The sequence below is a fragment of the Paenibacillus sp. FSL R7-0345 genome, assembly GCF_038595055.1.
Lineage (GTDB): Bacteria > Bacillota > Bacilli > Paenibacillales > Paenibacillaceae > Paenibacillus_AQ.
On record NZ_CP152002.1, the window covers coordinates 3,770,999 to 3,784,782 of the forward strand.

The 13,784-nt window shown below is 50.5% G+C and carries 16 protein-coding genes; 5 read left to right on the forward strand and 11 right to left on the reverse strand.

The genetic code is table 11. The features are described from left to right. Positions 1-18: 18 nt before the first annotated feature. A complete protein-coding gene (locus NST84_RS15885) occupies positions 19-372 on the reverse strand; it encodes a VOC family protein (RefSeq protein ID WP_342561157.1) in 354 nt (117 codons plus the stop codon). Between the two features lie 157 nt (positions 373-529). Here NST84_RS15885 and NST84_RS15890 point away from each other — a divergent pair, with 157 nt between their 5' ends. Continuing rightward, positions 530-1,876, forward strand: coding sequence for a TrkH family potassium uptake protein (locus tag NST84_RS15890; RefSeq protein WP_342561158.1), 1,347 nt, complete (start codon positions 530-532; stop codon positions 1,874-1,876). 61 nt (positions 1,877-1,937) lie between these two features. Here NST84_RS15890 and NST84_RS15895 read toward each other — a convergent pair whose 3' ends face one another. Next, entirely contained in the window at positions 1,938-2,213 is a 276-nt protein-coding gene (locus tag NST84_RS15895) for a hypothetical protein (protein WP_342561159.1), read from the reverse strand. 167 nt (positions 2,214-2,380) lie between these two features. Here NST84_RS15895 and NST84_RS15900 point away from each other — a divergent pair, with 167 nt between their 5' ends. The 3 genes from NST84_RS15900 (at position 2,381) to NST84_RS15910 (ending at position 5,231) form a co-directional block, all read left to right on the forward strand. Continuing rightward, complete coding sequence (locus NST84_RS15900) at positions 2,381-3,613, forward strand: aminopeptidase (protein WP_342561160.1); 1,233 nt, start codon at positions 2,381-2,383, stop codon at positions 3,611-3,613. Between the two features lie 32 nt (positions 3,614-3,645). Next, the gene (locus tag NST84_RS15905) at positions 3,646-4,875 is read left to right on the forward strand and encodes an aminopeptidase (RefSeq protein ID WP_342561161.1); all 1,230 of its coding nucleotides are present in this window, start codon (positions 3,646-3,648) and stop codon (positions 4,873-4,875) included. 182 nt (positions 4,876-5,057) lie between these two features. Further along, on the forward strand, positions 5,058-5,231 hold the full coding sequence (locus NST84_RS15910; RefSeq protein WP_342561162.1) for a hypothetical protein: 174 nt from the start codon (positions 5,058-5,060) through the stop codon (positions 5,229-5,231). 89 nt (positions 5,232-5,320) lie between these two features. Here the strand turns inward: NST84_RS15910 and NST84_RS15915 are convergent, their stop codons facing one another. From NST84_RS15915 to NST84_RS15945, 7 genes are all read right to left on the reverse strand, one after another. Beyond that, positions 5,321-5,590, reverse strand: coding sequence for a hypothetical protein (locus tag NST84_RS15915; RefSeq protein WP_342561163.1), 270 nt, complete (start codon positions 5,588-5,590; stop codon positions 5,321-5,323). A 7-nt stretch (positions 5,591-5,597) separates the two neighbouring features. Continuing rightward, complete coding sequence (locus NST84_RS15920) at positions 5,598-6,173, reverse strand: WHG domain-containing protein (protein ID WP_342561164.1); 576 nt, start codon at positions 6,171-6,173, stop codon at positions 5,598-5,600. Then, positions 6,174-6,893: an MBL fold metallo-hydrolase gene (locus NST84_RS15925; RefSeq protein WP_342561165.1), complete on the reverse strand. Its 720-nt coding sequence runs from the start codon at positions 6,891-6,893 to the stop codon at positions 6,174-6,176. 108 nt (positions 6,894-7,001) lie between these two features. Beyond that, positions 7,002-7,775 (reverse strand): phosphate ABC transporter ATP-binding protein PstB, encoded by a 774-nt coding sequence (gene pstB, locus NST84_RS15930; RefSeq protein ID WP_068725196.1) that lies wholly within the window; start codon positions 7,773-7,775, stop codon positions 7,002-7,004. A gap of 22 nt (positions 7,776-7,797) precedes the next feature. After that, entirely contained in the window at positions 7,798-8,694 is an 897-nt protein-coding gene (gene pstA, locus NST84_RS15935; RefSeq protein WP_342561166.1) for a phosphate ABC transporter permease PstA, read from the reverse strand. After that, positions 8,691-9,542: a phosphate ABC transporter permease subunit PstC gene (pstC, locus tag NST84_RS15940; protein ID WP_342566452.1), complete on the reverse strand. Its 852-nt coding sequence runs from the start codon at positions 9,540-9,542 to the stop codon at positions 8,691-8,693. The genes pstA and pstC overlap by 4 nt, the downstream gene beginning before the upstream one ends. A 144-nt stretch (positions 9,543-9,686) precedes the next feature. After that, positions 9,687-10,643: a phosphate ABC transporter substrate-binding protein PstS family protein gene (locus NST84_RS15945; RefSeq protein ID WP_342561167.1), complete on the reverse strand. Its 957-nt coding sequence runs from the start codon at positions 10,641-10,643 to the stop codon at positions 9,687-9,689. 252 nt (positions 10,644-10,895) lie between these two features. On the opposite strand from NST84_RS15945, the gene NST84_RS15950 reads away from it, so the two are divergent. Then, a complete protein-coding gene (locus tag NST84_RS15950) occupies positions 10,896-11,795 on the forward strand; it encodes a LysR family transcriptional regulator (RefSeq protein WP_342561168.1) in 900 nt (299 codons plus the stop codon). 101 nt (positions 11,796-11,896) lie between these two features. Here the strand turns inward: NST84_RS15950 and NST84_RS15955 are convergent, their stop codons facing one another. Then, positions 11,897-12,739 carry a class I SAM-dependent methyltransferase gene (locus NST84_RS15955; RefSeq protein ID WP_342561169.1) on the reverse strand — a complete coding sequence of 281 codons (843 nt, stop codon included), beginning with the start codon at positions 12,737-12,739 and terminating at the stop codon, positions 11,897-11,899. A gap of 44 nt (positions 12,740-12,783) precedes the next feature. Further along, complete coding sequence (locus tag NST84_RS15960) at positions 12,784-13,698, reverse strand: DMT family transporter (RefSeq protein ID WP_342561170.1); 915 nt, start codon at positions 13,696-13,698, stop codon at positions 12,784-12,786. Positions 13,699-13,784 lie beyond the last annotated feature (86 nt).

Here is a 13,784-nt window from a genome sequence, read left to right on the forward strand (position 1 = left end):
CAGTTAGCGCCACAGCTGTCAACAGCGGCAGACCATCAGCACGTTTCCGTCCGGGTCTTTGAAGTTAAACCAGTGATCATTTTCAATATCGGTAAGAAGTTCTGCTCCGCTTGCTTTGACAAAATCATAGGCGGCATCTATATCCTCTGTATTCAAGTGAAAGGCAGGTACTTTTAGTACGGACTCTGACGTAAAAATTTTGCTGTCCAGCACAATTCCCGGACCCTGCATCGGCACCACATATAGATGACCAAACAAGACTTCGCCGTCCTGCGGAAGTCCAAGTAAGCTGCAATACCAGCTTCTCGACCTTTCAATATCACTTACCGGGATAAAAACGGCACCAACCTGATTCAGAATCGGACTTGTCACAGCAAGCATAGCCTCCTCTTAATTAAGTAGCATAATTTAACATTACACTTTAGGTTATTCGATAAAATCTGTCAATTCCCTGCACCCTTTATTGAAGCGGCACTAACTTATGCTATAATCTTGGAGGATAATTACAAGACTTCGGGGGATTGATGGTTTGGCTAATATATCACTCGGGCAATTAAGACTGACACCGCCCAAAATATTATCATTAGGCTTCGTACTGCTGATCGCAATCGGAACCCTGCTGCTTTGCCTGCCTGCCGCTTCAACAAGCGGACGGATTTCCTTCATTGATGCCTTGTTCATGGCCACCTCTGCCACCTGTGTAACCGGACTTGCCGTCATTGATACCGGCACCCAGCTGACCGTATTCGGCCAGATTGTGCTGCTCGTGCTGTTCCAGTTCGGCGGACTCGGCTTTGTTACCATGGCGACGCTGATTACGCTGGTGCTGAACAAGCGGATTTCCCTGAAGGAACGGCTGCTGCTGCAGGAATCGATGAATCAGAATTCGATGCAGGGAATTGTAAAGCTGATCCGCCGGGTGCTCATCTATTCACTCGTTATTCAGCTCATCGGAGCTCTGCTGTTTACGGTCAGATTTATGATGGACATGCCGGCAGGCAAAGCTGTTTATTACGGCCTATTTCATAGTGTATCCATCTTTAACAATGCCGGCTTTGACCTGTTTGGTGATCTGCACGGCCCGTTCAGCGGACTTACACGGTATGTGGAAGACCCGATCGTTAACATTACCTCCATGCTGCTGATCTTTCTCGGCGGCATCGGCTTTATCGTATTGTCCGATATCGTCGATTTTCCGAAGCGCAAGCGGCTGACCCTGCACTCCAAGGTCGTCCTTTCTACCTCAGCGGCACTGATTCTGCTCGGGGCGGCGATCTTTTTCTGGCTCGAGCTGAATGCTACCCTGAAGCCGCTTCATGCCGGCGGCAAGCTCATGGCATCCTTCCTGCAGGCCATTACTCCGCGTTCCGGCGGGGTTACGACGATTGATATCCCGCTGATGCGCGAATCAACCCAGTTTCTGATGATTCTGCTGATGTTCATCGGGGCTGCCCCGGGATCAACCGGCGGAGGGATCAAAATCACCACCTTTGCTATCCTTGCCGTCACTGCCTACAGCAAAATCCGGGGCAAGGAAGACATTGTCATGTTCCGGCACCGGATCTCCAAAGACAACGTCTACAGAGCCATTACGATGACCCTGCTGTCGCTGATGCTGGTCGTCATCGCAACCATGCTGCTGTCTGTTACGGAGAGCGCGGATTTCCTGACCGTGCTGTTTGAGGCTGTATCTGCCTTCGGAACCTCGGGGATTACAATGGGCCTGACGCCTGAGCTGACTACCCCCGGCAAAATCCTGGTCATCATTTTGATGTTCGTCGGCCGTACCGGCCCGCTGACCCTGGCCTATGCGATTAAACCGAAGAAGAACAAGGAACTTTTCCGCTATCCGGAAGGCAATATTACAATTGGATAATAAAAAAACGCGACCCTTAGCCGGCAGCTATTGCCCTAAGCGGTCGCATTTTTGTGTTATATTATTCTCCCGCATCCTCCTGGGTGTCCAGGGCGGCATCCAGCAGCTGGTTGAAGAAATCATCATCGTTCTCCAGCAGCCCGTCCACTTCAAGGAACTGCTCCTCACTTCCCGGCTCACCGGCAAAGCTGAGGCTGTAATCCCATTCACTGCCTCTTTTGCTGAAAAAAGTGATCTCATACGGGTTCATATGCTGCTCCACTGTAAATACCGTTCTTCCAACGAAGCTCTTATCTTCCTCCTGTTTGAGCTCGGCTTTGACAATTTCTACGTTCATGCTGTTTTCCTGCCTTTCTTCTGATGAATCTCACCCTCATAGTATATCATTTATAACCATTAAATTCCCTCTCTTTGCTGCACCAATTGACTTTTTTCATCCGGCGGTTAATAATTTAGTACAATGCTTTCCAGCACTAAAAAAAAGAATAAACTGGAGGAAAACCAATGACTGATTTTACAGCAAAGCTCAGTAAATATGCGGACCTAGCCGTCGAAGTCGGAGTGAACGTCCAGCCGGGCCAGGCTCTGGTTGTGAATGCGCCGATTGCCGGAGCGGAATTTGTCCGTCTGATTACTGCCAAAGCCTACGCTCTGGGAGCAAGCCTGGTAAAAGTGAACTGGAGCGATGAATTCATCACCCGCCAGCAGTTCGAGCATGCCGCTTCCGAGGTATTCACCAAACCGCCAACCTGGCAGGCCGGAGAATTAACCGAACTTGCCGAGAACGGCGCAGCCTTCCTGAATGTAATCGCCGAAAATCCGGATGCGCTGAAAGGCATTGATCCGGAGCGGATTGCGAACTTCCAGAAAACACGCGGCGCAGCGCTTAAGAAATACCGCGAGATGCAGATGTCCGACAAAGTCAGCTGGAGCATCGTGGCCATTCCATCGCAGGCATGGGCCGATAAGGTATTCCCTGATGCACCTGCAGAGGAGCGCGTTGATAAGCTGTGGGAGGCTATTTTCCACACCGTACGCCTGGACCGCGAAGATCCTGTTGCCGCCTGGCAGGAGCATCTGGATACCCTGGAGCAAAAGGCTGACGTTCTCAACGCCAAAAAATTCAAGAGTCTGCATTACATAGCACCAGGCACTGACCTGACCATTGAGCTGCCAAAAGGCCATCTGTGGGCTCAGGGGGACAGCATTAACGCCAAGGGCCACTCCTTTGTTGCCAATATGCCGACCGAAGAAGTGTTTACTGCACCGCTGAAAACAGGTGTCAACGGCACCGTTAAAGCCACTAAACCGCTCAGCTACGGCGGCAACATCATTGACGGCTTCTCTATTACTTTTGAGAACGGCCGCATCATCAGTGTAAGTGCCGAAAAAGGCCAGGATTCCCTGGAATACCTGATCGGCCTTGATGAAGGAGCCAAATACCTCGGAGAGGTTGCGCTTGTCCCGCATAAGTCGCCTATTTCCGAGTCAAATATTCTATACTTCAATACCCTGTTTGACGAAAATGCCTCCAACCACCTGGCGATTGGCACAGCCTACGCTTTCTGTCTGGAAGGCGGCAAAGAGATGACCGAGGATGAGCTGGTTGAGAACGGTCTGAACACAAGTGTTACCCACGTTGACTTCATGATCGGCTCCGGCGAGATGGATATCTACGGAATCAATGAGGACGGCTCCCAGGAACCTGTCTTCCTGAAGGGAAACTGGGCGTTTTAACTATACAGAGACATATGAGAGGAGCTGAATCTATGCTGGATTTCAAACAAAAGCTGGAGAATTATGCACTGCTCGCAGTGAAAATCGGAGTCAACGTCCAACCCGGACAAACCTTGGTTGTCAATGCAGATATCGTTTCCGCTGAGCTGGTGCGCCTGATTGTCCGTCAGGCTTATGAAGCAGGTGCCAAGCTGGTCAAAGTCAATTACAGCGATGAACTGGTAACACGTACCCGCTATGAGCTCGCGCCTGCCGATAGCTTTCTTGAGCCGCCAAAGTGGCACGCGGACGAACTGGAGGACCTTGGCCGTAACGGTGCAGCCTTCTTAAACGTGGTGTCTACCAATCCGGATCTGCTGAACGGGATTGAGGCCAGCCGGATTGCTGACAATCAGCGCACCGCCGGCACAGCAATGGCTCCTTACCGCGAGATGCTGATGTCCAACCAGATCAGCTGGAGCATTGTAGCCTATCCGTCGGTTTCCTGGGCAGCCAAGGTATTCCCGGATGCAGCGCCTGATGAGCAGGTTGACCTGCTCTGGGATGCCATCTTTAAGGCGGTCCGTGCCGACCAGGAGAACCCGGTGGAAGCCTGGAGTAAGCATCTGGACGGCTTGAAGCAGCGCTGTGATATTCTGAATGAACGCAGATACCGCAAGCTGCATTATACAGCTCCAGGTACAGACCTGACGCTTGAGCTGCCTGAAGGGCATATCTGGTGTCAGGCCGGTGCGGTTAATGGACGCGGGGTCCCTTTCCTCGCCAACATCCCGACTGAAGAAGTTTTCACCGCTCCGCTCAAGACCGGCGCGAGCGGCAAAGTCAGCAGCACCAAGCCTCTCAGCTACGGCGGCAACATTATTGACCGCTTCACGCTTACGCTTGAGAATGGTAAAGTAACTGACTTTACCGCTGAAGTCGGCTATGAAGCGCTGGCTTCGCTGCTCGCAATGGACGAAGGCGCAGCATATTTCGGCGAAGTGGCTCTGGTGCCTTATCATTCGCCGATCTCCGAAAGCGGCATTCTCTACTTCACAACCTTGTACGACGAGAATGCTTCCTGTCATCTGGCGCTTGGAGCGGCTTACGCCTTCACCCTCCAGGACGGCATCCATATGACCAAGGAGCAGCTGGCTGAGCATGGAATGAACCATAGCCTAACTCATGTAGACTTTATGATGGGCTCACCGGAGATGAATATCGACGGTATCACGGATGACGGCGAGATTGAACCGATTTTCCGCGCCGGAAACTGGGCCTAAAACAATAGTATTTATAAAAAGCCCTCTGCCATTTTTCAATGGCAGAGGGCTTTTTGCTTAAATTTTAACTTTTGTTCAACTTTTATTCACAATATCGTTGAATTTTATTCACAAATATGTCACAATACAAATGAGGATTGTATTGCCAATTCTTAGATATATCTATATTAGGAGGGAACACTATGAAAGAGTCACTGTCCCAGGAACCGGAGCACACAGAGAATGTGCGCACCAAGGTACAGCCACCGACAGACGCAAGCATCGTAGCCTCCAACGCAATCAAATACACAGCCTACATCATGCTTTTATTCGGTTTCCTTTATTTCCTGATTGCCTACCTGGCCCCCATGTTGTAGTGCTGATTCCTTATATAATCGGATTAGAAAGCGCTTACCGGGATGTTCTGCAGGCCATGACCGGCCATCAGGAGCATCCCTCATTTTTTTTAGATCGACAATACTTTATTAATCCAGGCTTTGGCCGCTGGGGTCCATGTATCTTTCATCGCCTTCTGCAGCCAGGCTGCCGCCTCTTCGCGAGATCCGGCAAATCGGTGTACATCATTCGCCTGCATCCAGTGTCCGGCTGTTTCAAAGGAAGTGCTGTTCCAGCCGTTGACTTCCCCGTCTGCATTCAACTTTGCTCTGACTCCGGAGATCACGATATCTGCAGTACCCTGCAGTTCATTAAGTGCATTGTCAAAAGCTGTCTTCATAAGAAGCTTAATCCCTGGTCCGCATGCATCCGATTCCGGCAATGAACGAATCGATCAGCCGGGTGAGGCTGTCCTCCAGATCCAGCGGCATTCCGAAGCCGCCTTTGTTTCTGAGTGTGGCGAAGCCGTGCAGGATACTTCTTAGACCCCTGACCGCATGCAGTTCGCCGGTGCTGCCCAACTCATAGCCGGACAACACACTGATAATTAACTGGAGGGGCCTGTTGCCAGCTTCTTCAAGCCCGGCATCCCCCTCCTCCGGAGCCTGCAGTGTCGTTTCATACAGTCCGGGCCGCTGCTGAGCGAAGGCAACGTAGGCCCTGCTTATCGCATGGACTGCCGCCCCGCCGCTGACTCCTTCCAATGAGGCTGACATTACAGTATAGAGCTGCTGAAGACCATATATAGCCAGCAGTGTGCGCAGTTCCTTGAGCCCTTTAACATGATTATAAAGGGACGGGGAACGCACGCCCAGCTTAGCCGCCAGCAGGGCAAGCGTAACCCCCTCCATGCCGTGTTCATCGGCCAATTCCGCTGCTGCAAGCACCAGAGTACGCGTATCCAGTCCGGCTCTGGGCGACATTTAGCTTCTCCCCTTTTGCAAGGCTTGCTGTGCTTTTAGAATTGCCTGCTTCATCTCTAAGGCAGGTTCCGTCAGCATATTGCCATGCCCTACCGCCAGAATAGCCGGGGACAGCTCTGCAAGCTTGATGGCGCTCTCTACAGCCAGTTCTTTGTTCCAGGTAGCCATTGCCGGAAAAGGGAACAGCGCGACTAAGGTGCCTGCTACAGCTGTCCTGCGGAAAGTCTGATAAGCATCTCCCGCGATCACTGCCCCGCTGCGCTGATCTATAAAAGACATCGAACCCGGAGTATGGCCTGGTGTACTGATTGCCTGCAGCGATCCAATGTGATCACCTTCATGCAGGAGAACGTCGGGCACGGTTCTAATCTTCTTAGGCACCGAGCCTTTAAGAGGCATTTGCGGTTCCTCTGCCCTTAACGACCGGTCCCCTCTTAACAGAGAGGCATCCCGCTCGGAGATATAAACCTTGGCTGCCGGGAGCCGCTTCTTCAGCTCATCCAACGCCCCCACATGATCGCCGTGGGCATGTGTCAGGACAATCCGCGTAAGAGGCTTCTGCAGTTTCTCAGCCGCTGTCATAATCCCTTTTACACTGATCGGCATCCCCGCATCAATGAGGGTAAGCTCATTATCCTCCATAACAAGGTAACCATTAACGGGAAAGAAATCCGGAAACCAGGTAAGCTGCAGCAAATTTCCTATTTGTGTCAATCTCATTTTGACCCCTCCAAAACTAATGATATTAGTTACAATATAAACTAATACCATTAGTTTAGCAAGCATAAAAAAAGCACCCCGGAGGATGCTTCTCCTATTTAACTATAATCAGCCGAAACGGCCCATAATGTATTCCTGGGTCATCTGGTTCTCCGGATTGCTGAATACTTTTTCGGTCTTATCATATTCGACTAGTGAGCCGAGGTAGAAGTAGGCTGTATAATCCGAAATACGGGCTGCCTGCTGCATGTTATGGGTTACGATAACGATACGCAGGTCTTCCTTCAGTTCCTTAATCAGCTCCTCCACCTTACCAGTAGACACAGGATCAAGTGCGGAAGCCGGCTCATCCAGCAGGAGGATTTGCGGGTTAACCGACAGCGCCCGGGCAATGCACAGGCGCTGCTGCTGTCCGCCGGACAGGGCAAGTGCGGAATCCTTCAGCCGGTCTTTAACCTCATCCCACAGGGCGGCACGGCGTAAGCTGCTCTCTACGATTTCGTCAAGCGCTGCCTTTCCTTTCACCCCGTGATATTTCGGGCCGAACGCAATGTTTTCGTAAATGGATTTGTAGAACGGGTTCGGCTTCTGCCAGACCATGCCGATCTTCTGGCGCAGCTTGATCACATCCGTCCCCTGTGCGTTAATGTCCACTCCGTCAATCCAGATACTGCCTTTGGTCGTTGAGCCGGAAATATCATCATTCATCCGGTTCAGGGAACGGAGAAATGTTGATTTACCACAGCCTGATGGACCAATCAGTGCTGTAACTGTGTTCTGGGCAAAAGGAAGGCTAATCCCCTTAACCGCTTCGTAAGTCCCGTAAAAAATACTAAGGTTCTCTGTTTGAAATGATTCGCGCACCGCTGCCGCTGTTCCCATCTCTTACTCCTCCTGTTTATCTCTAATTTATTCTTTTGGATGCTGTCAGCTTGCGGTAAATGAATCTGCCGAAATACCGGGCCAGCAGGTTGAACAGCAACACCATGATTACGAGTACAGCTGAAGCTCCGGCTGCAATTTGAATGGCATCCGGTGCCAGGCCTTCACTGTTGATTTTCCAGATGTGCACCGCCAGTGTCTCAGCCGGGCGGAACGGATTAAGCGGTGAGCTTGTGTGCAGCGGATTCCAGTCTGAGAAGTTCAGACGCGGACTGCTCATACCTGCTGTGAACATCAGCGCTGCTGCTTCACCGAAGACACGGCCTGCAGACAGGATCGTTCCGGTAATGATGGTAGGCAGCGCTACCGGAAGCAATACAGAGGTTACGATCTTCCATTTGGATAGTCCAAGGGCAAAGCCCGCTTCCTTCTGCGCTTTCGGCACGGTACGGAAAGCCTGCTCGGTGATCCGCACCATCAGCGGCAGATTGAAGAATGTAAGGGCAATAGCACCTGATATTAATGAGAATCCAAGGTCAAAATAGTTAACGATCAGCAAGAGGCCGAACAAGCCGACAATGATTGACGGGAAGGACGACAGCACTTCTACAATCAGACGGATGAAGTTCGTAAGCTTGCCGGGACGGGCATATTCCGCCATAAAGATACCGGCGCCAAGTCCAAGCGGAATGGTGATGAGCAATGTCAGCACCAGCAGGTATAGGGAGTTAAATAACTGCGGCCCTACCCCGCCGCCTGCGCGGATCTTTTGCGGAGCCGAGGTTAAGAAATCCCAGCTGATATGATTGAGTCCGCGTACCAGAATGTAACCTAACAGTCCAATCAGGATAGCTACAATCAGCAATGCGAAAAATACGATAAGGGTCGTGGCAATTTTGTCTGCTGTCTTCGGCTTCAAATCTTATTTCTCCTTTCGAGCATTCTTACGAGGAGGACGAATATGAACGTCATCAGCATAAGAACCAGCGCCATACTCCACAGCGCGTTATTAATCGTCGAGCCCATCGTTGTGTTCCCCATGCTAAGTGTGATGACACTCGTCAGCGTGGAGGCCGATTCAAAGAGCGAGCGCGGTACGAAAGGCGCGTTACCGATAACCATCTGAACAGCAAGAGCTTCACCGAACGCACGGGCCATCCCCAGGACTACCCCGGTCATAATAGCCGGCATTGTGGTCGGGAGGATGACACGCGAGATCGTCTGCCAGCGTGTAGCACCGAGCGCAAATGAAGATTCTTTCAAGTTTTGCGGCAAAGAAGCAAGCGCGTCTGCAGCCACGCTTGTAATCGTCGGCAGAATCATGACCGAAAGTACAAGCGCGCCTGCAGCAACCCCGATGCCCTGGCCGGGAAAGGTATCACGTAAGAATGGAACGATAACACTAAGACCTACAAAGCCATAAACAACTGACGGAATACCGGACAGCAGCTCGATTACCGGCTGCAGCAGTTTTTTTCCCCAGCCTGGAACAATTTCAGTCATGAACAGCGCAGCACAGATGCTGAGCGGACTGGCGATCAGAGCAGCAAGCAGTGTTACCAGGAAGGAACCGGATATAAACGGCAATGCCCCGTAAGACGGCGTGTCTGCTTCAGGCGCCCATTTGGTGCCAAACAGGAATTCGGACACTTTCACTTCACCGCTGATGAAGTTGGCAATACCCTTGGACGCTACGAAATAGACCATTGAAACAATGATCACAATCAAGAGCAGTACGCAAAGGGACATATATATACGCCCTACCATGTCCTCAATATGATGTTTTTCGATCTTTTTTGCATTTGATTTTCCCCGCAAGATGCTCCCTCTTTCTAAAGTGAAAAGAGAGGCAGAAGAGTTCCGCCTCTAATCACTTGATCTAATGGATATTATCCTGTGTTAAAGCTTTATTTACTTTGTTGTTACGTTGCCGTCAACATCACGGGATACCTGCATGGAAGAAGCAGGAATGTATCCCAGCTCAACCACATCACCGTTCTGTACTTCATCAGTCAGCATGTAATCGAGGAATGCTTTTACGACTTCATTTGGTTCGCCGTTAGTGTACATGTGCTGGTAAGCCCATACCGGATATTCTCCGCTAACCACGTTGTCTACGGATGGCTCAATACCGTCGTAGTTCAGTGTTTTTACAGTGTCATCGAGGTAGGACAGCGCCAGGTAACCAATCGCTCCCGGAGTTTCGCCGATCATTTTCTTAACAGTACCGGAGGAATCCTCTTGTACGGAACCTTGAAGGTCTTCTGTCTTAGTTCCAAGAGCAAAAGCTTCGAAGGTAGCACGTGTACCGGAACTGCTTGGACGGTTGATGATCTGGATCGCCTGGTCAGCACCGCCAACTTCGCTCCAGTTCTTGATTTTGCCGGTGAAAATATCAACCAGCTGCTGTTTAGTCAGTGTGTCTACACCTGCATCCGGATTAGATACTGCTGCAATGGCAACAACCGCTACCTGATGGTCAACGAGTGCAGCTGCTTTTTCAGCATCGGCATCCTTCAATTTTTCTTCTGCAAATACGTCGGAGTTACCGATATCTACCTGGCCTTCAGCAACCTGGGTAAGACCAGTACCGCTGCCGCCGCCTTGTACTTGAATGTCAACGCCGCTGTTAGCATCCATGAAGCTTTCAGCTGCCTGCTCAACCAGTGGTTGAAGTGCTGTAGAACCTGATGCCAGGATGGATCCGCTCAAATCTGCTCCGCTGCTGCTGTTTTCTGTAGGTGCGTTTGTCGCAGCTGCGTTATTGCCCCCGTTATTAGTTGCTGCATTATTGCTGTTACCGCATGCCGAAAGTGCTACTGCGCTAGTTAATGCCAAAGCCATGACCCATGATTTTCTGAATTGCATTGATTTTGTTCCTCCTAAAGTTTGTGTTTTAGTGCACCATTGAATCTGCTTCTACAAAACTCACTTTGGAAGCTTCCTCTATGTTGTCTCTTCTGCTTTACTCTTATTATTCTAGAGCCCGTTCGTTAGAGAAAAGTCTGCGTTTTGTAAAATGAAAGATAAAAATACTAATAGAAAATGTATATTGTTATAGATATAATCTATATTAGAGAGATAAAGTAACATTTGAACACCATTCAGCCGGAGGAAATCATGAATATTACGAAACTGCAAATTGTTGTTCTGATTGAAAAATATAAAAAGGTTACCGATGTCGCCGCCGAGATGGGCCTGAAGCAGCCTACCGTTTCCTTTCATATGAAGAGTCTTGAAAATGAGCTGGGAACCTCGCTGTTTCAGTACCGCAGCGGGCGTGTCCTTCTGACGGAGGCCGGCCGGGCTCTGTATCAATATGCCGTGCGGATTGTGTCACTTGCTGTTGAAGCCGAGCGCAGTGTCAAACAATTTTCGTCACTCACTTCCGGAAATCTGGAGCTGGAAGCTTCTTATATTCCTGGTACATATACTTTGCCAAAAGTACTGTCCCAATTCATTAATCTCCATCCGGGTATTGATGCCGCGCTTGGCGTTCATAACGATATTACGGTCAGGGAGCGGCTGCGCAGCCGGGACATTCCGCTGGCGGTGCTGCATATGACGAAGGATGAGGATGAGTCCTTTCAGACACTGGATCTTGCCGGGGATGAAACGGTGCTCATTTTTGCTCATGACCATTCCTTCGCCCAGGAGCCGCAGCTGACACCGGAGCTGGTAGCGCTTGAACCGTGGATACAGCATGAACAGGCCTCCTATCTGGCCAATGCTGCTGACAGCTGGGCCCAAGCCAACGCCGTGCGCCTCTGGAATCATGCAGTTATAAACAACCCGGAAGCTTACAAAAGGATGATTATGGAGGGCGGGACGGTAGGCGTGTTTTCTCTGGCCGGTATACGCTCAGAGCTTGCTATGGGCAGCCTGCGGTATGCACCGCTTCCCGGTATTGCCCCGGCTGCAGCCCGCTTTGCCTTCGCCTGGCGCAAGGATCATACACCATCGCCGCTGCAGCAGGCTTTTATTGATATGGCTGCAGGTATGTCTCTGGAGGATAATTAACAACATTAAAAAATATTAATTAATACCATTAATCTTACGAACAATAAAAACGGAATGAGCCTACAGCACTTTGCAAGTCCTGTAGGCTCATTCCGTTTTTATTAAACTCTATTTTTTTCGGCAATCAGGGTAAAGGTCTTAGGGATGCCCTTATCGTAGACATCCGAGGACAGGTTCGGTTCCTCAGCCAGCTCGCAGATAACCAGTCCGCTGCGCGCAGCCGCTGTTACCAGCTCGCCAAGTGTCCAGCGGCGCCAATATACGACACTTTGTTTCACTTCGCTTCCAGGCTCATGTCCTGCAGACGGGAGGTATTTGGAATAGGATACCTTCTTTTCCTCCAGCGATGTATCGAAATAATCGCCGTCTACCTTGTGCTTGCGCACCTTGGCGGTAGAACCCTTTGAGGAAATCAGCTTGGTTGTAACGGGATGGAAATCACGCAGTACAAACCGCCCACCAGGTGCAAGCAGACTGTTAACCGTGTCCATAAAGGGCGCAAGCTCGGTGAAATAATGGACAATTCCCATCTCGGCAAAAACAATGTCGTATGAACTGTTAAGTACGTCTTCCGGCAGCTTCAGAACATCGGACACGATATAGTTCAGCTTTACTCCGGCTGCTTCTGCCAGCTCAGCTGCATATCTGGCATTTGCCTCGGAGAAATCGGCTACACTCACCTCTGCTCCAAGCAGGCCAAGCGCTACTGCCTTCATTCCGTTAGAGCCCATCAGATTCATTATTTTTTTGCCGGCAACCTCACCCAGGTAAGCATTGAGCGGAAACAATTTGGCCTGCGGATCTTTGGCCAGCTTCGCAGCTGCTTCAGCAGGTGTCCCGAAACGGCTTGTCCATGCGGCATAGGTATCCTCGTTCCAGGTTTCCTCACTTGAAGGAGCCGCCGGCTGATGCTGCGTTTGCTGATGTAATTCCTGATCATTCATTCTATTAAATACTCCTTTTCTGGTTAAATACTCGTTTGTTCATTTCAAAGTGCCGTTGGCAGCGTTTCTGCCGGCTGCATCGTTTTTTTGCGTCCGGCATACAAATAGACAGCCAGTCCGCCCATGACAAGAATTCCTCCGGCCCACTGCAGACCGTTCAGCTTCTCCCCAAGCAGCAGAAAGGCCAGAATGCTGGCTCCCACCGGTTCTCCGAGGATATTCATCGAGACTGTTGTAGCCGATACGTACTGCATCAGCCAGTTAAACAGGATATGGCCGAATACGGTAGGCACAATGGCCAGAAGCACGAAGATGCCCCACTCCTTGGCGGGATAATCAAAGAAAGGAATACCGGTTAGCAGATTGTAAACAGCAAACACAATAGCAGCTGCAATAAAAACAATCAGGCTGTACAGGTACGACGGCATACGGGACACCAGGCGCTGGCCAACCATCATATGTACGGAGACAGCGGCCGTTCCGCCAATCGACAGCAGATCGCCTTTTAAATTGTCGGCTGACAGCCCGATGTCCCCCCAGCCAATGAACACTGTTCCAAATATCGCAATAATGAGGCCAAGAATCGCGGACATAGTGCTTTTTTCCTTATATAAAATATAAGAACCGATCATTATGAACACCGGCTCCAGTGCCATAATCATGGTCGAGCTGGCTACAGACGTATATTTCAGAGAGCCCATCCACAGTAGAAAGTGCAGGGCCAGCATAACGCCGGAGAAACCGAGCAGCAGCCAGTCTTTCCTTTTAAGTGCAAAGGCAGCTCCGCTATAAGGCCGGGCAAAGGGCAGCATCAGCAGCGAAGTGAAGAGCAGGCGGTACATTCCCTGTATGGAAGCCGGGGCTGAGGACCATTTAATAAAGATAGAGGAGAACGAGATGGCCACAATTCCGATCAGCATGAGCAGCGGGACCGGAACCGGGGGTTTTTTAACATTCACAGAGCAGCGTCCTTTCAGGTCTTACGACAAAATTTAAGGCTATATTAGAGCTTATATCCTGGTTGCCCTTTCAGTCAACCAAAAAA